The organism is Amycolatopsis sp. NPDC051373, from assembly GCF_040689465.1.
GTDB lineage: Bacteria > Actinomycetota > Actinomycetes > Mycobacteriales > Pseudonocardiaceae > Amycolatopsis.
The window spans coordinates 131,204-156,996 of sequence record NZ_JBFBAE010000018.1; the positions used below are offsets into that span (position 1 = coordinate 131,204).

Annotated in this window: 28 protein-coding genes and 2 pseudogenes; 13 read left to right on the plus strand and 17 right to left on the minus strand. The window is 70.7% G+C overall.

Annotation, left to right across the window (positions count from 1 at the left end):
- Positions 1-100: 100 nt before the first annotated feature.
- Positions 101-1,027: a hypothetical protein gene (locus AB0383_RS30670; protein ID WP_364178759.1), complete on the minus strand. Its 927-nt coding sequence runs from the start codon at positions 1,025-1,027 to the stop codon at positions 101-103.
- A gap of 415 nt (positions 1,028-1,442) precedes the next feature.
- On the opposite strand from AB0383_RS30670, the pseudogene AB0383_RS30675 reads away from it, so the two are divergent.
- The 4 genes and pseudogenes from AB0383_RS30675 (at position 1,443) to AB0383_RS30690 (ending at position 4,413) form a co-directional block, all read left to right on the plus strand.
- Positions 1,443-1,995, plus strand: a pseudogene (locus AB0383_RS30675) (SDR family NAD(P)-dependent oxidoreductase).
- A 21-nt stretch (positions 1,996-2,016) separates the two neighbouring features.
- Positions 2,017-2,673, plus strand: a complete 657-nt coding sequence (locus tag AB0383_RS30680) for a histidine phosphatase family protein (protein ID WP_366189209.1) — start codon at positions 2,017-2,019, stop codon at positions 2,671-2,673.
- Positions 2,674-2,683: 10 nt separating this feature from the next.
- Entirely contained in the window at positions 2,684-3,601 is a 918-nt protein-coding gene (locus AB0383_RS30685) for an SMP-30/gluconolactonase/LRE family protein (RefSeq protein WP_364178767.1), read from the plus strand.
- A 41-nt stretch (positions 3,602-3,642) separates the two neighbouring features.
- Complete coding sequence (locus AB0383_RS30690) at positions 3,643-4,413, plus strand: fumarylacetoacetate hydrolase family protein (protein ID WP_366189210.1); 771 nt, start codon at positions 3,643-3,645, stop codon at positions 4,411-4,413.
- A 3-nt stretch (positions 4,414-4,416) separates the two neighbouring features.
- Here the strand turns inward: AB0383_RS30690 and AB0383_RS30695 are convergent, their stop codons facing one another.
- The 3 genes from AB0383_RS30695 to AB0383_RS30705 are packed head-to-tail and all read right to left on the minus strand — an operon-like array spanning position 4,417 to position 6,229.
- On the minus strand, positions 4,417-4,785 hold the full coding sequence (locus AB0383_RS30695; protein WP_364178773.1) for an Imm1 family immunity protein: 369 nt from the start codon (positions 4,783-4,785) through the stop codon (positions 4,417-4,419).
- The gene (locus AB0383_RS30700) at positions 4,782-5,519 is read right to left on the minus strand and encodes a DddA-like double-stranded DNA deaminase toxin (protein WP_366189211.1); all 738 of its coding nucleotides are present in this window, start codon (positions 5,517-5,519) and stop codon (positions 4,782-4,784) included. The genes AB0383_RS30695 and AB0383_RS30700 overlap by 4 nt, the downstream gene beginning before the upstream one ends.
- Before the next feature lie 32 nt (positions 5,520-5,551).
- Complete coding sequence (locus tag AB0383_RS30705) at positions 5,552-6,229, minus strand: Scr1 family TA system antitoxin-like transcriptional regulator (protein ID WP_366189212.1); 678 nt, start codon at positions 6,227-6,229, stop codon at positions 5,552-5,554.
- 437 nt (positions 6,230-6,666) lie between these two features.
- Between AB0383_RS30705 and AB0383_RS30710 the strand changes: the two genes are divergently transcribed.
- Positions 6,667-7,539, plus strand: a complete 873-nt coding sequence (locus tag AB0383_RS30710) for a helix-turn-helix transcriptional regulator (protein ID WP_366189213.1) — start codon at positions 6,667-6,669, stop codon at positions 7,537-7,539.
- The gene (locus AB0383_RS30715; RefSeq protein ID WP_364178784.1) at positions 7,536-7,793 is read left to right on the plus strand and encodes a DUF397 domain-containing protein; all 258 of its coding nucleotides are present in this window, start codon (positions 7,536-7,538) and stop codon (positions 7,791-7,793) included. The genes AB0383_RS30710 and AB0383_RS30715 overlap by 4 nt, the downstream gene beginning before the upstream one ends.
- A gap of 64 nt (positions 7,794-7,857) precedes the next feature.
- Here the strand turns inward: AB0383_RS30715 and AB0383_RS30720 are convergent, their stop codons facing one another.
- Both AB0383_RS30720 and AB0383_RS30725 read right to left on the minus strand, forming a co-directional pair.
- The gene (locus AB0383_RS30720; RefSeq protein WP_364178786.1) at positions 7,858-8,685 is read right to left on the minus strand and encodes an enoyl-CoA hydratase family protein; all 828 of its coding nucleotides are present in this window, start codon (positions 8,683-8,685) and stop codon (positions 7,858-7,860) included.
- Positions 8,682-9,374 carry an SDR family oxidoreductase gene (locus AB0383_RS30725; RefSeq protein ID WP_364178789.1) on the minus strand — a complete coding sequence of 231 codons (693 nt, stop codon included), beginning with the start codon at positions 9,372-9,374 and terminating at the stop codon, positions 8,682-8,684. The genes AB0383_RS30720 and AB0383_RS30725 overlap by 4 nt, the downstream gene beginning before the upstream one ends.
- 68 nt (positions 9,375-9,442) lie before the next feature.
- Between AB0383_RS30725 and AB0383_RS30730 the strand changes: the two genes are divergently transcribed.
- From AB0383_RS30730 to AB0383_RS30745, 4 genes are all read left to right on the plus strand, one after another.
- Positions 9,443-10,279: a PaaX family transcriptional regulator C-terminal domain-containing protein gene (locus AB0383_RS30730; RefSeq protein ID WP_364178792.1), complete on the plus strand. Its 837-nt coding sequence runs from the start codon at positions 9,443-9,445 to the stop codon at positions 10,277-10,279.
- On the plus strand, positions 10,276-11,067 hold the full coding sequence (locus AB0383_RS30735) for a tryptophan 2,3-dioxygenase family protein (RefSeq protein ID WP_364178795.1): 792 nt from the start codon (positions 10,276-10,278) through the stop codon (positions 11,065-11,067). The genes AB0383_RS30730 and AB0383_RS30735 overlap by 4 nt, the downstream gene beginning before the upstream one ends.
- Positions 11,064-12,257, plus strand: coding sequence for a kynureninase (locus AB0383_RS30740; RefSeq protein ID WP_366189214.1), 1,194 nt, complete (start codon positions 11,064-11,066; stop codon positions 12,255-12,257). The genes AB0383_RS30735 and AB0383_RS30740 overlap by 4 nt, the downstream gene beginning before the upstream one ends.
- A 138-nt stretch (positions 12,258-12,395) precedes the next feature.
- Positions 12,396-13,469: a Glu/Leu/Phe/Val dehydrogenase dimerization domain-containing protein gene (locus AB0383_RS30745; protein WP_364178800.1), complete on the plus strand. Its 1,074-nt coding sequence runs from the start codon at positions 12,396-12,398 to the stop codon at positions 13,467-13,469.
- Positions 13,470-13,529: 60 nt separating this feature from the next.
- On the opposite strand, the gene AB0383_RS30750 is transcribed toward AB0383_RS30745, so the two are convergent.
- Positions 13,530-14,051, minus strand: a complete 522-nt coding sequence (locus AB0383_RS30750; protein WP_364178803.1) for a DUF6790 family protein — start codon at positions 14,049-14,051, stop codon at positions 13,530-13,532.
- A 57-nt stretch (positions 14,052-14,108) separates the two neighbouring features.
- Here AB0383_RS30750 and AB0383_RS30755 point away from each other — a divergent pair, with 57 nt between their 5' ends.
- Positions 14,109-14,534: a MarR family transcriptional regulator gene (locus AB0383_RS30755; RefSeq protein ID WP_364178806.1), complete on the plus strand. Its 426-nt coding sequence runs from the start codon at positions 14,109-14,111 to the stop codon at positions 14,532-14,534.
- Positions 14,535-14,594: 60 nt separating this feature from the next.
- Here the strand turns inward: AB0383_RS30755 and AB0383_RS30760 are convergent, their stop codons facing one another.
- The 3 genes from AB0383_RS30760 to AB0383_RS30770 all read right to left on the minus strand — a co-directional run bounded on the left by AB0383_RS30760 (position 14,595) and on the right by AB0383_RS30770 (position 16,406).
- The gene (locus tag AB0383_RS30760) at positions 14,595-14,780 is read right to left on the minus strand and encodes a DUF5302 domain-containing protein (RefSeq protein WP_285973648.1); all 186 of its coding nucleotides are present in this window, start codon (positions 14,778-14,780) and stop codon (positions 14,595-14,597) included.
- Between the two features lie 143 nt (positions 14,781-14,923).
- On the minus strand, positions 14,924-15,352 hold the full coding sequence (locus tag AB0383_RS30765) for a hypothetical protein (RefSeq protein ID WP_364178809.1): 429 nt from the start codon (positions 15,350-15,352) through the stop codon (positions 14,924-14,926).
- A 169-nt stretch (positions 15,353-15,521) separates the two neighbouring features.
- On the minus strand, positions 15,522-16,406 hold the full coding sequence (locus AB0383_RS30770) for an alpha/beta hydrolase (protein ID WP_364178812.1): 885 nt from the start codon (positions 16,404-16,406) through the stop codon (positions 15,522-15,524).
- 67 nt (positions 16,407-16,473) lie between these two features.
- Here AB0383_RS30770 and AB0383_RS30775 point away from each other — a divergent pair, with 67 nt between their 5' ends.
- Positions 16,474-17,202, plus strand: coding sequence for a TetR family transcriptional regulator (locus AB0383_RS30775; RefSeq protein WP_366189215.1), 729 nt, complete (start codon positions 16,474-16,476; stop codon positions 17,200-17,202).
- 178 nt (positions 17,203-17,380) lie between these two features.
- On the opposite strand, the gene AB0383_RS30780 is transcribed toward AB0383_RS30775, so the two are convergent.
- From AB0383_RS30780 to AB0383_RS30810, 7 genes and pseudogenes are all read right to left on the minus strand, one after another.
- Entirely contained in the window at positions 17,381-18,013 is a 633-nt protein-coding gene (locus AB0383_RS30780) for a TetR/AcrR family transcriptional regulator (protein ID WP_364178817.1), read from the minus strand.
- A gap of 112 nt (positions 18,014-18,125) precedes the next feature.
- Positions 18,126-18,851 carry an FAD-dependent oxidoreductase gene (locus AB0383_RS30785; RefSeq protein WP_366189216.1) on the minus strand — a complete coding sequence of 242 codons (726 nt, stop codon included), beginning with the start codon at positions 18,849-18,851 and terminating at the stop codon, positions 18,126-18,128.
- Positions 18,848-19,621, minus strand: a complete 774-nt coding sequence (locus AB0383_RS30790) for a carbon-nitrogen hydrolase family protein (RefSeq protein ID WP_364178819.1) — start codon at positions 19,619-19,621, stop codon at positions 18,848-18,850. Before AB0383_RS30790 ends, AB0383_RS30785 begins: the two co-directional genes overlap by 4 nt.
- Positions 19,618-20,999, minus strand: a pseudogene (locus tag AB0383_RS30795) (amino acid permease). The gene AB0383_RS30790 and the pseudogene AB0383_RS30795 overlap by 4 nt, the downstream one beginning before the upstream one ends.
- A gap of 189 nt (positions 21,000-21,188) precedes the next feature.
- A complete protein-coding gene (locus AB0383_RS30800) occupies positions 21,189-22,535 on the minus strand; it encodes a HAMP domain-containing sensor histidine kinase (protein ID WP_364178821.1) in 1,347 nt (448 codons plus the stop codon).
- A gap of 2 nt (positions 22,536-22,537) precedes the next feature.
- Positions 22,538-23,221, minus strand: coding sequence for a response regulator transcription factor (locus AB0383_RS30805; RefSeq protein WP_366189217.1), 684 nt, complete (start codon positions 23,219-23,221; stop codon positions 22,538-22,540).
- Between the two features lie 78 nt (positions 23,222-23,299).
- Complete coding sequence (locus AB0383_RS30810; protein ID WP_366189218.1) at positions 23,300-24,337, minus strand: LacI family DNA-binding transcriptional regulator; 1,038 nt, start codon at positions 24,335-24,337, stop codon at positions 23,300-23,302.
- Between the two features lie 37 nt (positions 24,338-24,374).
- On the opposite strand from AB0383_RS30810, the gene pip reads away from it, so the two are divergent.
- A complete protein-coding gene (gene pip, locus AB0383_RS30815) occupies positions 24,375-25,781 on the plus strand; it encodes a prolyl aminopeptidase (RefSeq protein ID WP_364178828.1) in 1,407 nt (468 codons plus the stop codon).
- Positions 25,782-25,793: the final 12 nt, after the last annotated feature.

Genomic DNA, 25,793 nt, shown 5'->3' on the forward strand with positions numbered 1-25,793 from the left:
CCGTGCTGCAGTGCGCAATCCGACGAAAACCGAACTCCGCTCCTGTGCGTTCGTCGGCGGGAAGGCCGAGGCGGAGCGCGTCACCCTCGGCTGAACGAGCTCACTCCCACCCGATGCCGAAGATCCCCGGCCCGAAGTCGAGCGCCACGGCGTGCACGCCGTGGGCCGAGTCGAGGCGGAGGCGGCGGCGGGACGGGGTGGTGTCGCCGCCGCGGGAGTACTGCCAGCAGCGCACGGGCTCGGCTTCCGGGGCGAAGCGGATTTCCAGCAGGTATTCGCGCACCGGGCGGCGGAACTCGCGGTAATGCGTGGCGCGGCATTGCGGGTAGGGCGGGCCCGAGTTGGTCAGCGAATACTCGATCAGGTGCGTCTCGCCGCGGTTCAGCGGACGGTCGAAGAGCAGCTCCGCCACCAGGATCCCGTGCGAGGAATCCGCCTCGAAGCGGCCGACGCGGCAGTTGCGCACCGCGTGGACCTGAGGCACGGACGCGGCGTCGTCCTGTGCGTAGACGAGCAGCCAGCGGTCGAGACCGTCGGCGCCGGCCTGGAAGACGGCGCGGGAGGTGACGGCCTGCTGCCCGCCGTCCGCGGCGATCTCGCAGCGGTCGTGCAGGCCCACGAGCTTGAGGTGCTGCTGCTGGTCGAGCATGTTCGGCGCGCCGACGCGGTCCAGCAGCGGTTGCAGCGTCTCGCGCGTGAACGTCAAAGGCTCTTCGCCGACGCGGTCGCGGCGGGTCGCGCCGCGGGGGCGGGGCGGTGGCAGCAGGCCCAGCAACGAGCCGGCCGGGACGTCGAGGATCTCCTCCAGCAGGTGCACCGCGGACAGCGAACCCGCGCGTTCGGGCTGGCGTTTGCCCGACTGCCAGTAGCTCAGCGCCGTGACGCTGACGGCCGCACCGCGAGCGCGCAGCCGCGCCTGGATCCGGTCGAGCGACAGGCCGCTGGCGGTGATCGCCGCGCGCAGCGCGCTCGCGAACGCGGTCCGGGCGCCGTCGGCCCCGGACTCGTCCGCAGTTCCACCAGCCATGCCCCCGCCCGTGGTCTCGCACCGCATCGGTTCGTGGTGAAAACCCGTGTCCGAAAACGCGCGTCCGAAACCCGTGGCCCTCCCGACGGAGTGCCTGAAAACCCACAGTGTCCGAACCGACACTCCAGACCGTATCAGCAGCCGACCAGGCACTCGGCGTCACCACTGGGGCGAACGGGCTAGTACTGGCAACTGTGAACCATTGCCCTGACCTGCGGGGTCGCGTTTGTATGGCCATCGAGCCCCGCACCGGCGATCCCGGTTGCGGCGCAGTTACTTCGGCCCCGGCCCGCGGTCCGCGCCCCGTGCACGGCCGGCGGCCGTACCCGGTACCGGTGGCCCGGCGATGCCCCCAGCGCCGGGCCACCGGTCAAGGGCCGAGGCACGGTGGTTACCAACCGGTAGGATCCGGCCCATGGTCCTGCGGAAGAACATCCTGATCACCGGCGCCAGCTCGGGGCTCGGCGAAGGCATGGCGCGCCAGTTCGCGGCGCGCGGCCGCAACCTCGCCCTCTGCGCGCGGCGCACCGACCGCCTCGACGAGCTCGCGGCCGAGCTCAAGGCCGCTTTTCCCGGGATCACGGTCCTCACCCGCCCGCTCGACGTGAACGACCACGACCGCGTGTTCACCGTCTTCGAAGAGTTCCGCGGCGAGCTCGGCTCGCTCGACCGCGTGATCGTGAACGCCGGGCTCGGCAAGGGCCAGCCCGTGGGCAAGGGCCGCTTCGACGCCAACCGCCAGACTCTCGATCAGCGTCACCGAGATCCGCCCCGGCTACATCGCGTCCGAAATGACCGACCGCAGCGGCACCACGCCGTTGCTGACCGGCGCCGAGGCGGGGGCCCGCGCGATGGCCAAGGCGATCGAAGCGGAGCCGAAAATGGCGTACGTTCCTTCGTGGCCGTGGGTGCCGCTGAGTGCGGTCATGCGCGTGCTGCCCGCCGGGTTGCTGGCCAAGTTCTCCTGACGAGCCAAAGGAGCAAGTGCGTTGGGTGCGATCTACCTCGTCCGCCACGGTCAGGCCTCGTTCGGCGCGGCCGACTACGACGCGCTGTCCGAGCGCGGCTTCGAACAGTCCACTGTGGTCGGTCGCGAGCTCGCGCGCCGCGGCGTCGAGTTCGCGCAGGTGCGCTCCGGCTCGCTCGCCCGCCAGCGCGACACGGCCGCGACGGCGCTGAAGACGCTCGGCTCGGACGCGGCCGTGGTCGAGGACCCGCGGTGGAACGAATACGACCACGTGGACATTTCGCGCCACCACGCCGGCGGCGCGCCGCAGGAGGATTCCCGGGCGTACCAGGGCGTGCTCGACGCCGCGCTCGGCGCTTGGGTCGCGGCGGGCGCCGACGGGCCGTGCGCCGAGACGTGGCCGGCGTTCCTCGAACGCTGCACGGCCGGGCTGACCGACGTCGTCGAGTCGCTCGGCGAGGGCGAGCACGCGCTGGTGTTCACCTCCGGCGGCGTGATCGGCACGATCGCGGGCGCGGTGCTGGGTGTGCCCGAGGTCGGCTTGCTGAAGTTCAACCGCGTCACCGTGAACACCGGCATCACCAAGCTCACTTCGGGCCGCGGCGGCGTGAACCTGTTGACGTTCAACGAACACCCGCACTTCGAAGCGGAGGCGGCGCAGCTGCTCACCTATCGGTAGGAGGTTCGTGATGGACTTCGGTGACGTCGCGGTGGTCCCGGTCAACGGGCACGCACCCGAAGACGTGGTGGTCGACGCCGAGGGCCGGGTCTACACCGGCGTCGACGACGGGCGCATCCTGCGCGTCGCCCCTGACGGCCGCCGCATCGACGTCCTCGGCGACACCGGCGGCCGCCCGCTGGGCCTGGAGCTCTACGGCGAAGAACTGCTCATCTGCGACGCCCGCGCCGGCCTGCTCACGATGCCGCTGGCCGGGGGAGCGGTGCGCACCCTCGCGACCTCCGCCGCGGGCCTCGACCTGGTGTTCTGCAACAACGCCGCTGTCGCCACCGACGGCACGATCTACTTCACCGACTCCTCGCGCCGCTTCGGCATCGACCGCTGGCGCGACGACCTCATCGAACAGACCGCCGGTGGCCGTCTTCTGCGCCGCGCCCCGGACGGCAGCATCGATCTGATCGCCGACGGCCTCCAGTTCGCCAACGGCGTCGCCCTGCCCCCGGACGAGTCCTTCGTGGCCGTCGCGGAAACCGGCGAGTTCCGCGTCACCCGCTTCTGGCTCCACGGCACCCGCCAAGGCCAGCGCGACACCCTCGTCACGGATCTGCCCGGCTTCCCCGACAACATCGCCACCGGCAGCGACGGCTTGATCTGGGTCACGCAGGCCTCCGTCCGCGTCCCCGCCCTGGACGTCGTCCGCAAGCTGCCGGAGCCCCTGCGCGCCGCGGTGCGTGCGCTGCCGGATGCTCTGCAGCCCGCCCCGAAACGCCAGGTCGGCGTGCTGGGCATCGCCGCCGACGGCGCGGTGGAGCACGAGCTGTGGGGCGAGATCCCGGGCTTTCACATGCTCGTCGGCGTCCGCGAGCACGCCGGGCGCCTGTGGTTCGGTTCGCTGGAGGGCAACGCCATCGCGCACACCGAGGTGTGATCAGATGTCCGGGCCCCATCCCGGACCCTGAGGAGCACACGGTGGCGGACGACGACCTGGCGGACGACGACCTGGCCCGGCGCCTGAACAAGGCCACCCACGGCGGCCCTGCCGTCGCCCCCGCACCCGTGGCCGATCTCGCGGACGCCTACCGCGTCTCCCGATCGACCCGCGACCTGGCCCTGGCCGCCGGCGACCGCCTGGCGGGTTACAAGATCGGCCTCACGTCCGAGCCGGCCCGCGCCACCTACGGCGCCGCCGAGCCCGCCCTCGGCTACGTCCTGGCTTCCACCGTGCTGGGCCCCGGACAATCCTTGTCGACCGCGGCCATGTTCGCCCCTCGCGCCGAAGTCGAAATCGCCTTCATCCTCGGCCGCCCGCTTTCCGGCCCCGGTATCACCGCCGAGGACGTCCTCGCCGCGACGGCCGCGATCGCCCCCGCCTTCGAAATCGTCGACTCCCGCTGGTCCGGCGGGCCGACGACGTTGGCCATGCTCGCCGCCGACAACACCAACGCCGCCTACGCCTTCCTCGGCCCGCAGGTCCCGGTGCCGCGAGACCTTTCGGCCATCACCTGCACCCTCACCATCGGCGACCGCGTCGTTCCGGGCGCCTCCACCGCGGTGCTGAACGGCAACCCCGCCGCCGCCATCGCCTGGCTCGCCAACCACCTCGCCACGACGGGCGACGAACTCCCGGCAGGCGCCCTCATCCTCACCGGCACCCTGTGCGCGCCCACTCCGTTCACCGGCGGCGAAACTCTCGCCGCCGACGTCCCCGGCTTGGGCAGCCTCACCTTGGCGACTTCGTGACGGTCACGCGTCGCGCCACGGCACCGTTTCAGGCAGCTTCCGGGTACGCATGAACTCCCGCACGGCTGCGATGACGTGCGCTGCGGGGAGCCCTGTCCCGGCGGGGAAATCCACCTCGCACGGTGCGGCGGGGGACGCGGGGTCGCCATCGGTGATGAGGTATCCGGCGTCGCCCGCGTATAGCATGTAGCCCCATTCGTCTCGGACATGGACGTCCAGTGCAGTGTCGGCGGTTTGAATCGATGCGGAGTCGGCCCACGGTTCGGCAAGCAGCTCCGCCAGCCGCTGCAAGTCCTCGTCGGTGTCGAGCGGTAGCCGCCGGCCGCCTTGCACGCCGTCGCGGAAGGTGGGGACGCTCGCGCTGAGGGTCATTGCTGCTCCGTTTCGGTACCGGTGTAGTCAGATACGGTGCCATCCGGCTGTACGACGCGCAGACGTGCCCCTGGCGGCAGAAACCGGGCCAGATACTTGTCGCAAGTGAAAGGGTCGTCACGGTCGAACTCGCGGGTCCCGCACACCGGCCGGTCCATCACTACTGTTTCGTCCCGCAACCCGCGCACCCACATCGATATCGCCACCTTGACCTCGACGTGCCGGGCAAGTTGCGAAGCCGGGCGCGGCAAGTTGTTGTCGCGGATGAACCGCAGTGCGGCGGCGTGGTGTTCGTCGCCACCACCACTGGCCATCCGCACCGACCACCCGTCAGAGCGCAGCCACTCGCCGCGCGCTTGGCTGCCGCGCACGTGTGACTCGCCGACCCGGGCACGGGCTTGCGCTATCCGGTCCGCGTGGGCCGGGGGCTCCGGCCCGGCCGGTGGCGGAGGGGCAGCCGGAGATGAGGCGTTCGCGCCGAGCGAGGTGAGGTAGCCGGTGAGCAATCGTTCCGCTTGCATGGTGGCGGCGTGCCATTCTCCGATGCCGGTGGCCACGGAATCGGCCAGGGCCGGAAGTTGTGCCGCGTCCGGGTCGCCGGTGCCCTCGAATGCTTGCCGCCAGATCGGTCCCACCTCGACGATGCGGCTGTGCGCGTCCGAGAGTGCGGTCCGCGCCGTTGAAATCAGCGCGAGAACGTTCCGCACCCGTTCGGCGACCCCCTCGACCGCCACAACCGCACCCCCTCGCGACGTGACAGGTCATTTTACGGGGCTTCCCACTGACCAAGCTGCTTTGTCACAAGCTCCTCGGTTTCGGCCGGCGTGAGGGCCGACTTGGCGAGGTGTCTGCCGGCCGCCGTGTACTCGGCCACGGCGTCCTCCGACGTGAGGTACACGGTCGTGTGCCGGTGCCGCAACGCGACGGTCGGCTTGCGCCCACTCGTCTGGTACACGACGAAGCCCGGCAGGTCGTGCTGTTCCTGAGGCACCACGCGGCTTTTCCCGGCGTCGCTCGCCATGACGGTGAGCAGACGCCGGAGTTGAGCCACCGTGGTTGCGCGGTCGATCGCCGGGTTGGTAAGTGAACGGTGGCCGAGGAACCACTCCCGCGTGGCCGGCTCGGGGCCGGCGGCCTGGTCGGTCTCGGCGGTCAGTTCGAACAGGTAGCTCTCGGAGTCGGCGCTCGGCCGGGTCGTGTGTTCGACCATGGCCCACGTGTAGGCACGAGTCTGCAGGGTTACAGGCAGAAAGGTCGGTGCCCACTCGGTGATCTTCGAGGCGGTGCGGTTGTAGGCGGTGGCCAGCCGCGCCGGGCGGATCGGCAGGATTTCGGCGTGGATGGTGTTGGTCGCGTTCGCCGCGAGGGTGAGCAGGCGGTCGTACTCGGCTGAGGGCAGCCGCAACAGCCCGAGCAGGTACGAGAGACGGTCCAGCTGCGGCACCCGGCGCCCGCCTTCCCAGTTGGCGAGGCTGCCGGCGGGACCCCCGAGCGGCGAGCCAGCTCGCGGACGCCGAACTTGGCCTGCTCTCGGGCGGCCTTCAGCCCCGCGCCCAGCTCGATGAGGACGGGAGAGGTGGCGCTCGACTCAGTTCTCGTGCCGGATTTCATCGTGACCTTCTTCGGGTGGGTAAAGCGCCGAGCCCCGACCGGGTTCTCGGGAGCAGCCGGGGCTCGGGCCCTGCGACCGCCCCAGCCTTGCCGCGGACACAGCTTGGAAACCCGGGCGACGCGGTGTCGGGGCAACCGCGGCGGCCGAGCGATCTGGTGCCGATGGTTCCATTTGGTACCGGAACCAATGGTGTACCTCGGTACCGGTGGAGGCAATGGCTCAATCGGGTGACCATGCTGACGTGAGAGGTTGTGCGTATTCTCTGGACCATGGCTGGTACCAGAGGAACCAAAGCCGCGACGCTCGGCGCTCAGATGCGCGAAGCGCGACAGCGGTACCTGCCCGACAGCACCGTGCGATCGATGTGCGAGCTGCTCGGGGTCAAACACCCCACGGTGTCTCGCTGGGAGACCGGCGAGCGCAGCCCACGGCCGGAAGATGTTGCTGCTTACCTGACTGCGGTCGGCGCGCCGGCCGAGCTGCGCGAGCAGCTGGTCGAGATGTCCCGCGACACGAGCCGGAAGCCATGGCTCACCATGACGGTGGGCCGGAACCAGAGTGACCAAGGCCAGTATGCAGCGATGCTCGAGATCGAGCGCACAGCCAAAGACCTCGTCCACGTCGCGCCGCTGCTGGTTCCGGGGATTCTGCAGATCCCCGAATATGCCCGCACGGTCTACGTCGAGATCGGTGCTCCGCCGGAGTCCATCGACACGCGGGTGGCGGTCCGGATCGGCCGGCAGGCGGTGCTGACCCGGCGGGATCCCTTGCAGCTGCGGGCCTTCATCTGGGAACCGGTGCTGCACACCTTGCTCGGTGGTGAGCAGGTGATGGCCGACCAGCTCGCATATCTGCTCGAAGCGGGGCGGCGGGACAACATCGATATTCGCATCATTCCCACTCGCACCAACTGGAATCCTGGGTGGGAAGGGCCCTTCAGTGTCGCGACCTTTCCCGAATCGGTCGAGCGGAAACCGGTTGTGCAGCTGGAGAACAAGGTTTCCGCCCTCTACCTCGATGCTCCGGATGAGGTTGCGCCTTACCTGGCCGCTGGGGTGAGGGCGGAGAAGGTGGCGTTCAGCTCCAAGGCGTCAGCGGAGCTGATCGCCAATGTCATCGACGGCAAGGAGAAGGCATCATGATCGAACCCGGCAAGGCCGGAGGCTGGCGGACCTCGAGTTGCAGCACTCAGGGGCAGGATTGTGTCGAGGTGAACATGCTCGCAGGCCTCGGCGAGTGGCGGAAGTCGACCTTCAGCGGCCAGGGGCAGGACTGTGTCGAGGTGAAAATCGGTCGAGTGATCGGCGTGCGTGACACGAAGGATCGCGCCGGTGGTGAGCTGGCCGTTCCCGGTGTGGCGTGGCGTGCGTTGACCGAGAAGATCGTGCGCGACTGAAGTAGCAAAACGATGCCCGGCACACCCCAGCCGTGCCGGGGCATCGTTCTGTCAGGAAGAGAACTCAGCGACCAGTCCACTGTGGACTACGGCCCGCCGACCAAGCAGCGTAGAACTCCTTGTGGTCGTGAGCCGTCATCAGCAACGCCTGCGTCATCGCCTCGAGCTCGATCGACGACCCCAGGTCCATGTCCAGCTCGCGGGTCAGCAGGACCTTCGTGGTCGAATACGCCAATGCCGGGCCGTCAGCGAGGCGGCGGGCCAGCGCAGCGGCCGTGGACGCCAGCTCGGAGTCCTCCACAACCGACGTCGCCAGCCCGATCGCCTCGGCCCGGGCCGACTCCAGCTTGTCGCCCAGCATCAGCAGTTCCGTGGCCCGGCCGAGGCCCACCAGCCGGGGCAGCAGATAAGCCGAGCCCATGTCCGCGCCGGCCAAGCCGACCTTCGTGAACAGGAACGCGAATTTCGCCGACTTCGCCAGCACGCGGAAGTCCGACGCCAACGCGATGACCGACCCGGCCCCAGCCGCCACGCCGTTGACGGCGGCGATGACCGGAATGGGGGTCTCCCGCAACGCCTTCACCACCGCGCCGGTCATGCGCGTGAACTCGAGCAGCTCCGCGGTCTCCATCTTCTGGAGCTCGCCGATGATCTCCTCGACGTCCCCGCCCGAGCAGAAGCCCCGCCCCTGCCCGGTGATCACGAGCACCTTCACGTCGCCGCGATGCGGCAGCTCCGTGACCAGGTCCCGCAAATCCGCATACACGTCAAAGGTCAGCGCGTTGAGCTTGTCCGGCCGGTTGAACGTCAGCGTCGCCACGCCGTCGTCCACCGTGAACTCGAAGTGGTCCCACGACTTCGTGAGCGGGGGCGTCGCGCGGAACGGGCTCATTTCTGAATTCCTCCACCATCGAGTACGAGGGTCTGTCCATTGATCGCAGCCGCTTCCTCGGCGGCGAAGAACGCCACCGCGAACGCGACCTCCTCCGGCTCAAGCAACCGCCCCAACGGCGACGCGGCCGCCAAAGCCGCTTCGGCGTCGGCTTCGTCGCGGCCGGTGCGTTCGCGGATGCGGGCGACCGAGCCGGCCGTCATGTCCGTGCGCACGAACGCCGGGCACACCGCGTTGGCCGTCACGCCGGTCCCGGTGATCTCCGCGGCGACCGCGCGCATCAGCCCCACCGCGGCGTGCTTCGAGGCCGTATAGCCCGTGGTGTAGCGGTAACCGACGTGCCCGGCGGTCGAGGCCACCGTGACGATCCGGCCGCGGTCGCGCGAGCGCATCCCCGGCAACACCTCGCGGGTGCACAGGAACGCGCCGGTCGCGTTGACCTCGAACTGCGCCCGCCAGTCCTGCATCGACGTCTTCGCGGTGGGGGCGCTCGACGAGATCCCGGCGTTGTTCACGAGCACGTCGACCGGGCCCAAGTCGGCGAAGTACGAGCGCACGGCCTGCTCGTCGGTCACGTCGCACTCACGTCTGCCCGGCGCGTGCACCGTGTCACCCGCCGCCGTAAACCGTTCCGCGATCGCCGCGCCGATGCCGCGAGTGCCGCCGGTGACGACCACCAGCCGTTTCATCCAGCCTCCTGACAACCTGCTCGATCGAAAGCTACACCGCAGCGGACTGAGGTGTATAGAGTCATGCCGTGCCCGAACCATCGCCCACCGGACCGCAGGAGCTGGTGATCACGCTCCTCGGCAGCTACGTGCGGCCGCGCGAGAACCGGCGTGTGTGGTCGGGCGGCCTCGTGTCGCTGCTCACCGAGCTGGGCTTCTCCGACGGCGCCGCCCGCATCGCGCTCACCCGGCTGGTCAACCGCGACCTGCTGGCGCGCCATCGCGAAGGTCGGCTGGTGCACTACTCGCTCACGAGCCGCACCGTCGCGGTCCTGGCCGACGGCGACCGGCGCATCTTCAGCCTCGGCCGCCGCGACCGGCCCACTGGCCCGTGGACGGTGCTGTGGCAGAACATCCCCGAGACCCGCCGCCAGGCCCGCGAGATGCTCGTGCGGCGCCTGCGGTTCCTCGGCTTCGGCCCGGTGCAGGACGGCACGTGGATCGCGCCGCACGACCGCGAGGCCGAGGTGCTCGGCCTGCTCGCCGAGCTCGGCGTGACCGAGCACGCCGGCCTGATGCTGGGCACTCCGTCGGCGGCGCTGGACGTCCGCCGGTTCGCCGGGCGGGCCTGGGATCTCGACGAGCTGTCGGCCCGCTATGACGCGTTCGTGACCGAGTTCGGCGGCAGCCCGCACGATCTGCCCGACGCGCAAGCGTTTACGGTGCGGACGAGACTGGTGCACGAGTTCCGCGTGTTCCCGTCGCTCGACCCCGAGCTGCCAGGCGAGCTCATTCCCGCGCCCGGCCGGCGCGCGGCGGCCGTCGAGCTCTTCCACGACCTGTACGCCGCGCTGGCGCCCGCGGCGCAACGGCACTTCGATCGTGCCGTGCGGACCAGTGATTTCGACGAGGTGAGGAACCCATGACCCAGACCGACGACACGCAGGCCGCGCTGAGCTACACGTCGTACCTCGCGCTCGACGAGGTGCTCGGAGCCCAGCGCCCGCGCTCCGATGAGCACGACGAGCTGCTGTTCATCGTGATCCACCAGGTTTACGAGCTGTGGTTCAAGCAGATCCTGCACGAGGCGGAGTTCCTGCAGGCCAACCTCGAAGCCGGCAACACCGCGCACGCGATCCGCACGCTGCGGCGCATCCTCACGGTGCTCAAGGTGATCGTCGCGCAGCTCGACGTGCTGGAGACCATGACGCCCAGCCAGTTCACGAGCTTCCGGGCGCGCCTCGACCAGTCCAGCGGCTTCCAGTCGGCCCAGTTCCGCGAGCTGGAGGCGGTGCTCGGCCGCCGCGACGAGCGCGTGTTCGCGCACTACCCGGAAGGCGGCGAGCAGCGCGCCCGGATCGCGGGCGCGATGGCCCGGCCGTCGGTCTTCGATTCGTTCCTCAAATACCTCGCGAACAGCGGTTACGCCGTGGACCGTGATCGAGATGTCACCCGGCCGGTGGCACCGTCGGCGGAACTGCAGGCGGTACTGCTGAAGGTCTACCAGGACGACGGCGGCGCCTCGGTGGTCGCGGAGTGTCTCGTCGACCTCGACGAAGGGATGCAGGAGTGGCGCTACCGGCACGTGAAGATGGTCGAGCGGACCATCGGCGACAAGACCGGGACGGGCGGGTCGTCGGGCGCGACGTACCTGCGGACCACCCTCTTCCAGCCGATGTTCCCGGACCTGTGGGCCGTGCGGAGCAAGCTGTGACGACGCTGGATTCCCTGCGCGCGGACGACAACGCGCTCGCGCCGCACTACTCGCGCTTCCGCGTGGCCGACCGGCTGCTGCTCTCGGCTCACTCGCACCAGGCCTGGCCCGACGTCGCCGAGGAAGGTCTGGCCGACGCGTTCGCCGACGCGGCCCGCGACGTCGACGAGAAGTGGACCGCCGCGTTCGCCAAGGCCGACGAGCTGCGCGCCGGCTTCCGCGCGCTGCTGTCCGACCCGCACGGCGAGTACGCCCTCGGAGCCAACACCCACGAGCTCGTGATCCGGTTCCTCTCGGCGATCGAGCTGCGGTCCCGCCCGCGCCTGGTCACCACCGGCGGCGAGTTCCACACCCTGCGCCGCCAGCTCGCGCGGCTGGAGGAAGAGGGTGTCGAGGTCGTCCGGGTGCCCGTGGACCCCGTGCCGACGTTGGCCGAACGCGTGGCCGCGGAGGTCGACGGGAACACCGCTGCCGTGCTCGTGTCCGCCGTGGTGTTCGAGACCTCGCGGCTCGTGCCCGGGCTCGCGCACCTGGCCGACGTCTGCCGTGCCGGCAACGTCGAGCTGGTCGTGGACGCCTACCACGCCCTGGGCGTCGTGCCGTTCTCGCTGCACGACCTGGGGCTCACCAACGCGTGGGTGGTCGGCGGCGGCTACAAGTACCTCCAGCTCGGCGAGGGCAACTGCTTCCTGCGCCTGCCCGCCCACGCGCAGGAGCTGCGCCCGGTCGTCACCGGCTGGTACGCGGAGTTCGGCGCGCTCGCCGACCGGCAGCGCCCGGACCGCGTCGCCTACGCCACGGGCGGCGACCGCTTCGCCGGCGCGACCTATGACCCGTCGAGCCACTACCGCGGCGTGCGCGTGCAGCGGTTCTTCGCCGAGCAGGGCCTGACGCCGGAGTTCCTGCGCACGGTGTCGCAGCACCAGGTCGGCCTACTGGCGCAGTGCTTCGACGACCTCGGCCTGCCCGCCGACGTGGTGTCGAGGGACCGCGAGACGCCGCTGGGGATGATCGGCGGGTTCCTGTCGCTGCGCAGCCCCTCGGCCGGCGACTTGCAGATTGCGCTGGGCGAGCGCGGCGTCCGGACCGACAGCCGGGGTTCCTACCTGCGGTTCGGCCCGGCGCCGTACCTGTCGGATGCCCAGCTGGAAGCAGCAATGGCGACGCTCGGAAAGGTCGTCGCCGGCTGAGCAGACGACCTGCGGTGGTCGGCTCGCGCGGATGGCTCTAGGTTGGCGATGTGCGGGGTGGACGACCTCCGTCCGGCACACCACCTTCCGGAGCGCGCGGCCACGAACCGCGAGCGGTCAGACAAGGGAGTCACCACCGTGACCGAAGGAGTGTTCGGCCGGCACAGCGGCCATGAACAAGTCGTGTACTGCCACGACGAGGCCAGTGGCCTCAAAGCCATCATCGGCATCTACTCCACCGCACTGGGCCCGGCGCTCGGCGGCACCCGCTTCTACCCCTACGCCACCGAGGACGACGCGCTCGACGACGTACTCGCGCTCTCCAAGGGGATGGCGTACAAGAACTCGCTGGCCGGGCTCGACCTCGGCGGCGGCAAGGCCGTGATCCTCGGCGACCCGGCCACGATGAAGTCCGAAGCGCTGCTGCGTGCGTACGGCCGCTTCGTGCAGTCCCTCGGCGGCCGCTACATCACGGCCTGCGACGTGGGCACGTATGTGCACGACATGGACGTGGTGGCCCGCGAGACCAAGTTCGTCACCGGCCGCTCGCCCGAAGACGGCGGTGCGGGCGACTCCTCGGTGCTGACCGCGTACGGCGTTTACCAGGGCATGCGCGCTTCGGCCGACAACGTGTGGGGCGTGCCCGAGCTGGCCGGCCGCCGCGTCGGTGTCGCCGGTGTCGGCAAGGTCGGCCACATCCTGGTGGGCCACCTCGTGGAGGCGGGCGCGCAGGTTGTGATCAGCGACGTTTCGGCGCCCGCACTGGAGCGCACGCGTGCCGCGTACCCGGGCGTCGAGGTCGTGTCCGATGTGGACACCCTGATCCGCACGGACCTCGACGTCTTCGCCCCGTGTGCGCTCGGTGGCGTGCTGACCGACGAGACGGTGGCCGCTCTGCGGGCTCGCATCGTCTGCGGTGCCGCGAACAACCAGCTCGCCCACCCGGGCGTCGACAAGCTCCTCGACGACCGGGGCATCCTCTTCGCACCCGACTACCTGGTCAACGCCGGCGGCGTCATCCAGGTCGACGACGAACGCCACGGCTTCGACTTCGCCCGCGCCCAGCGCAAGACCACGGCCATCTTCGACACCACCAAGGCCGTGTACGCCCTGGCCAAGGCCGACGGGGTCCCGCCCGCCGCGGCGGCCGACCGCCTGGCCGAACGACGCATGGCCGACGTCGGTCGGCTGCGCTCGATCCTCACGGTCTGAGTTCCTTCACGACGGCGGGCGCACGGGATCTCCGTGCGCCCGCTTTTTCTTGCCCGGGGTTCAGACGAGGGCCGGTGCGACTCGCTCCGATGTGGACAGTCGCTGCGCGCGGCGCGCGAGGATGATCATCACGGCGGGGATGAGCAGGTCGGTGACCAGGACCCCGCCGGTGTTGCCCGGCGCGTGGTCGCCGTTGGCGAACCACTGGTAGACGTGCCCTACGACCGCGCCCCAGAGGAACATCCCGGCGCCGATTCCGATCGTGAGGCGTTCCCTTGTCGAGGCCGACGCGGCGCGGAAGCCCATCACGGCGAGCCCGAGGTTGGCGAAGGCGATTTCGAACTCGAACGGGGTCCGGGTGAAGCCGATCGCCGTGGCCATCACGTCCGGGGCTCCGACGAACGCGAGCGTCATCCAGAGGCTTCCGCAGCCGAGTGCGCCGATGGCCCACCACCGTTGCCAGGTCTCCAGTGCGGCTTGGCGGGACGGGCTGTGCCGGGTGCGGACGAAGGCGCCGATGGCCGGCACGACGACGAAGAGCAGGGGAACGGCGGACTGGGCGAGGTACGCGATCGTGGTCATGCCTTGAGTCTTGCATGGTTAATATTAACGACACAAGACTCAAGGTAGGCTTGTGGCGTGGACGACGATCTCGCTGACTTGCTGCATCGCGTGGTGTTCCTGCTGGGGGAGGCCGCGCGCCGGCGTGCCGACGGTGCCGGTGGTGCCGGGGGCCTGACCTACAGCCAGATGCGGTTGCTGGGCACGCTGGAGGACATCCAGCCGGTGACCCAGCACCAGCTGGCGCAGGCGCTGTCGGTGTCCGACCCGGCGATCAGCCGCGCGCTGCGCCCGCTCGAGACCGCCGGGCTCGTGCAGGTCCGCCAAGACCCCGAACACGCCCGGCGCCGGCTCGTGACCATCACCGAGGTCGGCGCGAAAGCCTTCCACGACAACGGAAAACCGCTCTACGACGAGCTGCGCACCGCCCTGCTCGAAGCCGGCTTCCCGTATGAGCAGTACCTGCGCGACACCGCCCGACTGGCCCGGCTTCTGGAGCCATGAGAACGGCATGAGAAAGGCCCCCTCACCGCGGTGAGAGGGCCTTCGTCGGTGGGGTGACGCTCAGCCGCTCTTGCGGCGGAACGTGCGCTTGTTCGCGGCGGGCCCGTGGGCGTGCTGGTTCTTGCCGCCGCCGGTTTCGTGGGCGGAGCCCGAGCGGGCGTGGGCCTGCTTGCGCTCCAGCGCCTCGCGGAACTTGCGCTTGACGTCGTCCTCCTCGCCGCTGGGCGACGGTTGCGGATCACTCATGCTTACCTCCGAAGGTGACGACGTGTGACCGTCCCAGCCTGGCACCGCCGGGAGCCCGACGCGAGTCGATTTCGACACACCGGGACACGCTCACACTCGCACAGCCAACCACGCTCGACCTGCGCGGGATGCAGCCGGGCCGATCAAGCGGGGGCTGTGTGATCGGTCCGCCGCTGTCCGGCGGTTCGCGGCGAGGGGACGGACGCCACGAACCGGTGCGGCCACGGGTGAACGCGGGGGCGAGCGCGGACCGCCGCCGTCACCACGAGCCGAGACAGCAAGCCCACGACGAGCACCGCGGCGAGCACGAGGGCGGCGCGGCCGCTCGCGGTGTCGAAGACGAGATGGCCTTCGCGGCCGAGGATGAAGCCGGAGTCGACGGCCCAGGCCACGACGGCGATCCCCGCCGCCGCGGCCGGGGCCGTGGCCGCAGCGGCGGCGACCACGACGAGCGCCAGCGGCACCAGCGCGTAGAGCGGGTGCGCGGTCGCCCCCGCGACGTCCGCCCCGATCGCGGCGGCCACCACGGCCGCGCAGCCGAGCGGGAAACCGAAACCACCGGTGATGCCCATGCGTCCAGCTCAGCGCGCCCGCCCGCACCGCACGAGAGGCGCGGACGCTTTCCCTACAGCCCGCGCGGTGTTCTTGACGTCTCCTTAACTGTGCCTATCGTTACCAATCCGACCACAGTCACGGCCGAATGGCTTCGTAGCAACGGTTACGCACCGCGTGGGGGTCGGCCTACTTTTGGCCGGATTGGTAACTGCGGCTCGTGGCCCGCACGATCGCGTCCACGATCTCCGGCCACAGCGGTTCGGGCAGGTCGTGGCCCATGCCGGGGATGACCACGAGCTCGGCGTCGGGGATCGCGGCGGCGGTGGCCTTGCCGCCGCTCACGTCGATCATCGGGTCGGAGTCACCGTGCACGACCACCGTCGGCAGCCGCAGCGAGTGCAGCGCTTCAGTGCGGTCGCCCGACGCGACGACCGCCGCGGCCTGGCGCAGTGTGCCCATCGGGTGCTGCGCGCGGTCGTAGCCCCGGGCCGCCTTGAATCGCAGGTACTCGTCGGTCGCGGGGTAACCCGGCGAGCCGGTGGTGCGGTAGGAGGCGATGCTCTGCTCGATGGCCTCCTCGCGCGTCGCCGCGGGCGGGCGCGTCAGCGTGGCCAGCGCGGCGGGCGAGGTTTGGCCGACGGTCGGGTCGCCGGTCGTGGACATGATCGACGTGAGGCTCAGCAGCCGGTCCGGGTGGTCGATGGCGAGCTGCTGCACGACCATCCCGCCCATCGACGCGCCCACCACGTGGGCCTTCGCGAAGCCGAGCGCGTCGAACAGGCCGACGGTGTCGTCGGCGAGGTCCGAGAGCAGGTACGGCGCCGAGGCCTGCCCGGCCGCGATCCCCGGGAGGTCGGGCGCGCCGAGCTCGTCGAGGTAGGTCGACAGGCCGATGTCTCGGTTGTCGAAGCGGACGACGAAGAATCTCCTGCTCGCGATCAGCTCGCAGAACCCGGTCTCCCACGTCACCATCTGGGCACCGAGGCCCATCACGAGCACCAGCGGCGGGTCCGCGGCGTCGCCGAAAGTGTCGTACTCGAGTTCGAGGCCGTTGGCCAGGGCACGGGGCATGCCCTGATCCTGCCCTAGATCCCCGAATCCTGGCACGCGCCGTCGTTATCCGGATACGGTACATCGCATGCCGTCTTCGACCTCGCGGGCCGCGAACCGTCCTCGCTCGCGCGCGGCAGCGGGACTGCCGGCCGTCACCGCCGAGAAGGTGGTCGACGCGGCGGTCGCGCTGACCGCCGAGCGCGGCCTCGACAATTGGACGTTGCGCCAGCTCGCGGCGGCCGTGGACGCCTACCCCGCGGTGATCTACCACCACGTCGGCGACCGGGACGCGGTCGTGGCCGCGGTGCTCGATCGCGTCGTCGGCCTGCTGAGCCTGCCCGACGAAGATCTGCCGTGGCAGGACTGGTTCGCCGAGCTGCTGGCCGAGCTGCGCACGGTGCTGCGGGCGCACCCCGGTACGGCGCGGCGGCTGGTGCTGTTCGGGCCGTCGGTGTCGGCCGCCATCCGCACGATCGACCGCGGGGTCGGCGTGCTGCTCGCCGCCGGCTTCGGCGAGGAGAGCGTGCTGGCCTACAACCTGCTCGTCGCCACGGCCTGCCAGTTCGTCGCGATGGAGGACGACCGCGACACCACGCTCGCGTTGCGCCTGGACAACACCGAGGAGTACGCGACCTATCACGACCGTGCCGACCTGCCCGGCATGGCCGCGCAGGGCCGCGCGATGCGGGAGCTGATGGCCGACCCGGAGCTGGCGGCCGGCTGGTACGCCCGCCTGTACGACTACGCGGTGCGCCGCTGCGTGGACGGGCTGGCGCACCGGCTGGCCGAGCTCGAGGCCGAGCCGCGGGCCTGATCGGGTGGCAGCAACCTTCCGGCGTGGGCCGAACGTGTGACCACCCCGGTGCGATCCGGGGGAAACTGACACCGAACCCACGTCGACCAGGGGTAACGTGGAAAGGAGCCGGGGGTCGAGAGGCTTCCGGCCGGGGCCCCCGGCACTTTCCTCCCCCCTCGTGGTGCCGGGGGTTCCGTCATTCCCCGGGAACTTCGCCCTGGATCAGCGGGAACACCTCACCGATGAGTGTGACGAGCGATTTGCTCAGCAGCGTGTGCACCTGGTCCCGGCTCAGCGAACCCCGCACGAGCCACTCGCGTCCCGCCGCCTTCACCATGCCGGCGAACGCGCGCACGGCCGCGTTCAGCTCCTCACCGTGCTCGCTGTCGCGCGAAAGCCCGACGGCCTCCAGCACGCGGTCGGCCGATTCGCGGTCGGCCTCTTCGAGGATGCGGTCGACCTCCGCGTCGCGCCCGATGCCCTCGGGCGCGATCGCGGCGAGCCACGTCTTCTCCTGCGAGCGCACCATGTCGAGGAACCAGTCGATGGCCACGTCGGCGCGCAGCTCGAGCGGCCCCTCGGGCAGGATCTCGATCGCGAGCCGCGGCACGGTCAGCGCGCGCCGCACGATTTCCAGATACAGCTCGCGTTTCGTGCCGAAGTAGTGGTTGATCAACCCCCGCGCGACCCCGGCAGCCGCGGCTATGTCCGAAGTGGACACCGCCGAGTAGGGCCGTTCGCCGAACAGGCGTGCCGCGCAGGCGTAGATCTGCTCTCTGCGCTCGTCCGGTTCCAGTCTCCGCCACTTCGGCGCCGGCTCCGTATTCATACGTAATATTTTCGCATGATCGGTTCAGTCGGGCCGACCGATCTCCGGCGGTGTCGCGCCCGGGGACACCATTGGTTGGCTACCGCCGGGTACGGCTTGACTGGCCGCGGGGTCAGTCCGGCAGCTCGATCGGCGCCAGGTCGTCGAACAGGTCACCAGGACCGGGGTTGGCCGGCGCCGACTCGCCGCCGAAGTGCCGCTGCACGCCCCACGCCGCGTTGAGCGCCGTCTGCACCGCGCCCTCGGCCCAGCCAGCGGTCCACGACACGTCGTCGCCGGCGAGGAACAGCCCGCGGTAGCGCTCGGGCAGCGCGTCCTGCTTGAAGTGCGTGAAGAGCCGGTGCTGGTAGCGGTAGTGGCCGGGCAGGTTCGCCTTGAACGCGCCCATGAAATGCGGTTCCGCCTCCCATGACACGGTCACCGGATCGCCCACGAGGTGCTTGCGCACGTCGACGCCGGGGTAGATCTCGCGCAGCGACTGCAGCATCACCTCCACGCGCTCGGAGACGCTCAGCGGCAGCCACTTCAGGGAATCGTCGGCCCACGTGTAGGAAAGGCAGATCACGGCGGGTTTGCCCGGGTCGTTGCCGAGCAGGTAGGTGCCGCGCGGCATCCGGTCGGTCAGTGTCATGCTCATCGTGTCGCGCGTGACGACGCCCGAGAGCCCGCCGCCGATCACGGCGACCTCCGTGCCGTGGTGCTCCGCCGGCACGGTGCCAAGGCCGGCGGGGTGGGTGAGGTAGTCGTCGTAGGCGAACGGGAAGTCGGGGCCGAACATGGTGATCGGGCGCCCGGCCGGCTCGTCCGTGGGAATCGCGGTCGGGACGGCGGAGGTCATGCCTGGGGTCCTTCTTCGGTCAGGGATCGGTACAACGCGGGCCGGCGATCGGCCAGGTAGGTGTTCCCCGGGCGCGCGAGTACGGCCGGGTCGACGTCGCCGAAGATCAGCTCGGGTCCTTCGCCGGCTTTCGCCACGGTCCCCTCGGGGGAGGCGACGGTGGAGTGGCCGCAGTAGGTCAGCTCACCCTCGGCGTCACAGCGGTTCGCGTACACGACATACAGCTGGCTTTCGTGCGCCCGGATGGGGACGAGCGCGTCCGCGACCCGCTCGTACGGCCGCATCAAGGCGGTCGGCACGAGCAGCAACTGGGTGCCGGCGAGGGCGTGCGCCCGCACCGGCTCGGGAAACTCCACGTCGTAGCAGATGAGCAGTCCCACGCGCAGCCCACCGAGGTCCGCCTGCACCACCAGGTCCACGCCAGGGGAGAACTGGCTGTGGTCGATCTCGCCGTAGAGGTGCGTCTTGCGGTAGTTGGCGAGCCGTTCCCCTTGTGCGGAAAGCAGTTGCGCCGAGTTGTACACGGCGGCGCCGTCGCGCTCGGGGTAGCCGTAGACCAGCGCCACGCCGTGCTCGGCCGCGAGCGCGCCCAGTTCCTGAGCCAGCGCTCCGTCGGCCGGCTCGGCGCGCTCGGCGACCGCGGCGGCGCCGATGGCGTACCCCGTGGTGATCATCTCCGCGGTGACCACGAGCTGTGCGCCGCCTTCGGCCGCGGCAGCGAGCGCGGCGGGCAGGTCCTCGTAAGCACCCTGGTGGACGGCGACGATCATTTCGCCGCCGCCAGCCGCGAACGCCGGATGCCGTAAGCGAAGTACAGCACCAGCCCGAGCAGCATCCAGCCGCCGAACACGACCCACGTGGCCCCGTCGAGGCTGAACATCATGTACGCGCAGCACAGCACGCCCAGGATCGGCGTGACGGGGGAGAACGGCACGCGGAACGTGCGCGGGTCGTCCGGGCGGCGCCGGCGCAGCACGAGCACGGCGATGTTGACCAGACCGAACGCGAAGAGCGTGCCGATGCTGGTCGCGTCGGCGAGCTTGCCCAGCGGTACGAACGCGGCGAGCACGGCGACGAAAGCCGACACCACCAGGGTGTTCGTGCGCGGTACGCCGGTCTTCGGGTGCACTGTGGACAGTGCTCTGGGTACGAGCCCGTCGCGCGACATGGCGAACAGGATCCGCGTCTGTCCGTAGAGGACGGTCAGCACCACGCTGGAGATCGCCACGATGGCGCCGACGGCGAGCATGCCGGCCCAGAACGGGCTGTCCAGCACCGAGGTCAGCACGTGCGACAGGGCGGCCTGCTGGTCGTCGAACTGCTGCCAGGGCAGGGCGCCGACCGCCGCGACGGCCACCAGGCAGTAGAGCACCGTGACGATGCCGAGCGAGAGCAGGATCGCGCGGGGCAGGTCGCGCTGCGGGTTGCGGGCCTCCTCTCCGGCGGTCGAGGCTGCGTCGAACCCGATGTAGGAGAAGAACAGCTTCGCGCCACCCGCGCTCATGCCGGCGAGGCCCAGCGGCAGGAACGGCGTGAAGTTCTTGGCCTGCACCGCGGTGAACGCGATGGCGCAGAACAGGACCAGCGTCGCGATCTTCACGACGACCATGATCGCGTTGGCCCGCGCGCTCTCCTTCGCACCCGAAAGCAGCAGCACCATCGCCAGCAGCACCACGACGATCGCGGGCACGTTCACCAGCCCGCCGTCGCCGGGTGGGCCGCTGATCGGCTCGGGCAGCGCGAATCCGAACGCCAGCCGCAGCAGCTCGTTCATGTACTGGCCGCAGCCGACGGCCACCGACGCCACGGACACGCCGTACTCCAGGATCAGGCACCAGCCGCAGACTGACGCCACCAGCTCGCCGAGTGTGGCGTACGCGTAGGAGTACGACGAGCCCGACAGCGGGATCAGGCCCGCGAGCTCGGCGTAGGACAGCGCGGAGAACGGCGCCGTGACCCCGGCGAGCACGAATGAGACCACCACGGCGGGCCCGGCCACCGGCACGGCCTCGCCGAGCACCACGAAGATGCCGCTGCCCAGTGTCGCGCCGATGGACAGCATCGTGAGCTGGCCCAGCCGAGCGACCGTTTCAACGGGCCGTGGCCGGCTTCGGCCACCAGGTCCGCGACCGGTTTGCGGCGCCCCAGCGCAGTGCCGAACCGCACGCGGGTCGAGGTGGACGTCACCTGGCTACTCCTCGTCGTCGAGGCTGCGATGAAGATCGGGTGCGAGCCACGGTATCGAGCGAAGTGTGCCCCGAAAACTGGAAAACGTTGCGCGTCCGGATGAGATCTGGGTGGTTCATTGCACTTTCACGGTCGGAAACGGTGATCTGTTCACTCCGCGACGGCGGGCGCCGGCTCAGCCGGCTGGGCCGCTTCAGCCGGCTCCGCGGGTGCGGCCGGCTCCGCCGGGTCGTCGCTCGCGGGCAGCAGCAAGGTGAACGTCGGCGGGTGCGGGCTCGACAGCCGCAGCCGCCCGCCTTCGGCCTCGGCCAGGCTGCGGGCCAGCCGCAACCCGATGCCGTGCCCCGGCGGCGCGGTGCGGGCCAGGGCGAACGGGTCGGTGTCGCCGAGATCAGGGCCGTCGTCGGCCACGTCGATGGCGAGCGCGCCGCCCGCATCGCGCGCGACGACGGTGACCGGCCCACAGCCGTGCGTGGTCGCGTTGTCGAGCAGCACCGCGAGGACCTGCCGCACGGCCGCCGCCGAGGCCCGGACGGCGGGCGGGTCGACGACCTCGACGTGCAGCCCGCGGCCGTTGAGCAGCGGAGCGCCGGCCTCACGCAGCTCGGCCAGCACCGCGTCGAGGTCGAGCTCCGCACGCGGTGCCCGGCGTTCGCGGGACAACGCGAGCAGGTCGTCGATCGTGCGCTCGAGCCGGTCGGCCGAGTCGATGCCGGCGCGGATCGCCTCGTACGGGTCGAGTCCGGGCGTCTCCAGCGCGGCCTCCAGCTGCAGCCGCAAGCCGGCGAGGGGCGTGCGCAGCTGGTGGGACGCCTCGGCCGAGAACGCGCGTTCGCGATCGAGTGTCTCGCCGATCCGCTCTGCGGTCACGTCCAGCGCCGCGCCGACCCGGTCGATCTCGGCGATGCCCGCGCGGGGGCTGCGAGCGGTGAAGTCACCGTCGCCGAGCCGGGTCGCGGCGGAGGACAGCTCCTCCAGCGGGCTCGACAACCGGGCCACGATGCGCCGCGCGATGAGCCAGCTCGCGGCCACGGCGGCGACGCCGAACCCGATCATCCCGAGCCAGGTCAGGCCGACGCGGCGCAGGAGCACGGTGTGCGGCATCGCCGCTCGGACCACGCCCGCGAGCCGCGCGCCGTCCATCACGGGCACCGCCAGCACGTCCTCGCCGTCGACCGGTCCGGACGCCACATCGACGTCCGCCCCGGACACCTGGTGCACCACCGCGTCGGCGGTTTCCGGGCCCGCGCCGGAGACCAGCTGTCCCCTCGGGTCGTAGATCCCGACGGTCGCGCTGTCCTGAACCGGCTGGCGGGGCACGCGCCCGGCGGCGAGCGCGTCGGACACCTCCAGTGCGGTGCCGTCGGCGGCGCGTTCGAGCTCGGAACTGGTGTCCTCACGGAAGTACCACAGCGCGGCGACGGCCAGCGGCAGCCCGAACAGCACGGTGGCCACCACGGCGGCCAGCACCGTGAGCGTCACGATCCGGCGGCGCACGCTCAGGCCTCTTCCAGGCGGTAGCCGTGCCCGCGCAGGGTGGCGATCCGGGGCACGTCGGCCGGCTCGGGCGCGGCGTCGGCGAGCTTGCGCCGCAAGGCCGCGATGTGGACGTCGAGCGTCTTGGTGGAGCCGTGGGCGTTCGCGTCCCAGACGTCGGCCATGAGCCGCTCCCGGCTCACCGCCACGCCCGGTTGCTCGGCGAGACGCGCCAGCAGGTCGAACTCCCGCGCCCGCAGGTCCACCTCCCGCCCGCCGACGACCGCGCGCCGGCGCGCCGCGTCGACCACGAGCGAGCCGACGGTGACCACCGGCACCGCGGGGTTCACGGGCGCGCCGCGGCGCAGGTGGGCGCGCACGCGGGCGAGCAGCTCGCCGAGGCGGATAGGTTTGGTGAGGTAGTCGTCGGCGCCCGCGTCGAGGCCCACGACCACGTCCATCTCGTCGGCCCGCGCGGTGAGGATCACGACGACGGCACCCGGCATGCTCGTGCGCAGGCGGCGGCACACGTCAACCCCGTCGAGGTCAGGCAGGCCCAGGTCGAGCAGCACGAGCTCGGCCCCGGCCTCGTTCAGGGCGCTGCGGCCGTCGCGGCACCAGCGCACCTCGTGGCCGTGGCGCGCGAGCGACGACTCCAGGACGCCGCCGATCGTCAGGTCGTCCTCCACCACCAGCACCTTGGCCACGGGAGCAGCCTAACCAACACCCTGGCCGGGAGTGCCGGGAAATCCGCGGAACCCGGTTACGTCTACAAAGGACGGTTCTCAGCGCCTCGGGCGCGCGGTGCTTTCGCGCAGCACGACCTCGGCGTTGACCCGGACCGTGCGCGCTCGCGCGCCGGAACCCTTGAGCGCGAGGTCCATCGCGCGTTCGCCAAGCTGTTCCAAGGGAAGCGCGACCGTGGTGAGCGCCGGCGTGAGGTCGCGGACCACCGGGATGTCGTCGAAGCCCGCCACGGAGATCTCGCCCGGCACGGCGACGCCGGCCTCGCGCAACGCGGCCAGCGCGCCGATCGCCATCAGGTCTGTGACCGCGAACACGCACGTTGGGCGCTTCCGCTTCGGCCGCTCCAATAGCCGCTTCGCCGCTTCGTAGCCGCCGTCGCGGGTGAAGGCGGTCTCGAGGACGTCTTCGTCGGACAGTGTGACGCCGTGGGCGGCGAGCTCCTCGGCGAACCCGTCGAGCCGGTCGCACACCGTCGTGAGCCGCGTCGGCCCGGCCAGCACGGCGAACCGCTTGTGGCCCAGCCCGACGAGCGCCTTCGCCAGCGCGGCCGCGCCGCCGCGGTTGTCGGGCTGCACGGTGTCCACCTTGAGCCCGCGGTGCCGGGTGACGGCGGCGACCTGGCCGCCGCCACGGCGGTACGGGTCGAGCTCCGCGGCCATCGCGCGTTCCCACGAGCGGTCCTCGAACGCCGACCCGATCAGCACGATCGCCGAAGCCCGCTGCGCCCGCAGCGCCGAGACATACGCCACTTCGCGGTCGGCGTCGCGGAACGTGTCGGCGAGCATCACGAGCAGGCCGTTGCCGTTGGCCACCTTCATGACCCCGCCGGCGACCGCGGAGAAGTACGGATCGGACACATCGTGACAGATCACCCCGACCGTCCGATGTGTCCCTCCGGCGAGTGCCTGCGCGTGTGCGTTCGGTGCGTACGCGAGCTCAGCCGCGGCCGACATCACGCGATCGCGCAGGTCCATGCGGACGGACGCGGTGCCGTTGAGCACCCGCGAAGCCGTGGCGAGTGACACGTCGGCGCTGTGTGCCACGTCCGCCAGGGTCACGTGCGGCCCGGACTTCATCGCTCCTCCATGGTGGTTCCTCGGGCATAGTGGCCCCATGCTCGGTCTGTACCCGGAAATCGAACCCTACGACCATGGGATGCTGCCGGTGGGCGATGGCAACGTAATCTACTGGGAGGAGTGCGGGAACCCCGAGGGCAAGCCGGTGGCGTTCCTGCACGGCGGTCCCGGTGGCGGCGCGTCGGCGCGGCACCGGCGGCTGTTCGACCCCGAGCGGTACCGGATCCTGCTGTTCGACCAGCGCGGTTGCGGCCGCAGCACACCCCATGGCAGCACGGCCGAGGCGGACCTGTCGGTGAACACCACCTGGCACCTGGTCGCCGACATGGAGCTCCTGCGCGAAGACCGCGGCATCGGCCGGTGGCAGCTGTTCGGGGGCTCTTGGGGCAGCGTGCTTGCCCTCGCGTACGCCGAGCAATACCCGCGCCGCGTCAGCGAGCTCGTGCTGCGCGGAGTCGCGACGCTGCGGGTGAAAGAGATCCAGTGGCTTTTCGGCGGCGGCGCCGCGTGCTTGTTCCCGGAGGCGTGGTCGCGGTTCCTCGCGCCCGTGCCGTACGCGCGCCGCAGCGACAACCTGCTCGAGGTCTACCACGAGCTGCTGCACCACCCGGACCCCGAAGTCCACGGACCGGCGGCGATCGCGTGGAGCCGGTGGGAGGGCGAGACGGTGAAGTACACGCCGCAGGAGGAAGTGGTGTCGGCGTTCACCGAACCGGAGTTCGCGCTCGCCATCGCGCGCATCGAGAACCACTACTTCCGCCACGGCGGCTGGCTGGCCGAGGACCAGCTCATTCGCGAGGCCGGGAAGCTCACGGGCATCCCGTGCGTTCTCGTGCAGGGAAGGTACGACGTCGTCACTCCCGCGACCACGGCGTGGGAGCTGGCGCAGGTCCTGCCCGGCGCGGAGCTGAAGATGATCTCCGACGCCGGTCACGCCTTCGACGAGCCCCGGACCCTGCACGAGCTGATCAGCACGACCGACCGGTTCGCGGCAGGCTGGGACGACCACGAGATCGACGAGCCGAGAGGAAACACACGGATGCTTTTTGGTGACGAGCACGTCCGCCGCTACGAGGAGACCGACGGCGAGGTCGGCCACGAGTGGCAGCCCGGCGTGCCGACACTGGTCCTGACGACCAAGGGCCGCAAGTCCGGTGAGGACCGCAAGTTCGCGCTCATCTACCAGGAGGTGGACGGCAACCCCGTCATCGTCGCCTCCAAGGGCGGCGCGCCGAAGCACCCCGGCTGGTACCTCAACCTGGAGGCCAACCCGGAGGCCGGCGTCCAGGTGCTGGCCGACAAGTTCACCGCCCGGGCCCGCACGGTCTCCGGCGAGGAGCGCGCCCGGCTGTGGGACAAGCTCGCCGCGGTGTGGCCGGACTACAACGAATACGCGAAGAAGACCGACCGCGAGATCCCCGTGGTGGTCCTCGAGCGGGTGTGATCCGCGCCGCGT

Bases quoted from the DNA above. Each gene is read 5' to 3' on its own strand.
- AB0383_RS30670 (WP_364178759.1), bottom strand. From the start codon at position 1,027: ATGGCTGGTGGAACTGCGGACGAGTCCGGGGCCGACGGCGCCCGGACC.
- AB0383_RS30685 (WP_364178767.1), top strand. From the start codon at position 2,684: ATGGACTTCGGTGACGTCGCGGTGGTCCCGGTCAACGGGCACGCACCC.
- AB0383_RS30695 (WP_364178773.1), bottom strand. From the start codon at position 4,785: ATGACCCTCAGCGCGAGCGTCCCCACCTTCCGCGACGGCGTGCAAGGC.
- AB0383_RS30710 (WP_366189213.1), top strand. From the start codon at position 6,667: ATGGCTGGTACCAGAGGAACCAAAGCCGCGACGCTCGGCGCTCAGATG.
- AB0383_RS30715 (WP_364178784.1), top strand. From the start codon at position 7,536: ATGATCGAACCCGGCAAGGCCGGAGGCTGGCGGACCTCGAGTTGCAGC.
- AB0383_RS30720 (WP_364178786.1), bottom strand. From the start codon at position 8,685: ATGAGCCCGTTCCGCGCGACGCCCCCGCTCACGAAGTCGTGGGACCAC.
- AB0383_RS30725 (WP_364178789.1), bottom strand. From the start codon at position 9,374: ATGAAACGGCTGGTGGTCGTCACCGGCGGCACTCGCGGCATCGGCGCG.
- AB0383_RS30735 (WP_364178795.1), top strand. From the start codon at position 10,276: ATGACCCAGACCGACGACACGCAGGCCGCGCTGAGCTACACGTCGTAC.
- AB0383_RS30750 (WP_364178803.1), bottom strand. From the start codon at position 14,051: ATGACCACGATCGCGTACCTCGCCCAGTCCGCCGTTCCCCTGCTCTTC.
- AB0383_RS30760 (WP_285973648.1), bottom strand. From the start codon at position 14,780: ATGAGTGATCCGCAACCGTCGCCCAGCGGCGAGGAGGACGACGTCAAG.
- AB0383_RS30765 (WP_364178809.1), bottom strand. From the start codon at position 15,352: ATGGGCATCACCGGTGGTTTCGGTTTCCCGCTCGGCTGCGCGGCCGTG.
- AB0383_RS30770 (WP_364178812.1), bottom strand. From the start codon at position 16,406: ATGCCCCGTGCCCTGGCCAACGGCCTCGAACTCGAGTACGACACTTTC.
- AB0383_RS30775 (WP_366189215.1), top strand. From the start codon at position 16,474: ATGCCGTCTTCGACCTCGCGGGCCGCGAACCGTCCTCGCTCGCGCGCG.
- AB0383_RS30780 (WP_364178817.1), bottom strand. From the start codon at position 18,013: ATGAATACGGAGCCGGCGCCGAAGTGGCGGAGACTGGAACCGGACGAG.
- AB0383_RS30785 (WP_366189216.1), bottom strand. From the start codon at position 18,851: ATGACCTCCGCCGTCCCGACCGCGATTCCCACGGACGAGCCGGCCGGG.
- AB0383_RS30790 (WP_364178819.1), bottom strand. From the start codon at position 19,621: ATGATCGTCGCCGTCCACCAGGGTGCTTACGAGGACCTGCCCGCCGCG.
- AB0383_RS30810 (WP_366189218.1), bottom strand. From the start codon at position 24,337: ATGAAGTCCGGGCCGCACGTGACCCTGGCGGACGTGGCACACAGCGCC.
- pip (WP_364178828.1), top strand. From the start codon at position 24,375: ATGCTCGGTCTGTACCCGGAAATCGAACCCTACGACCATGGGATGCTG.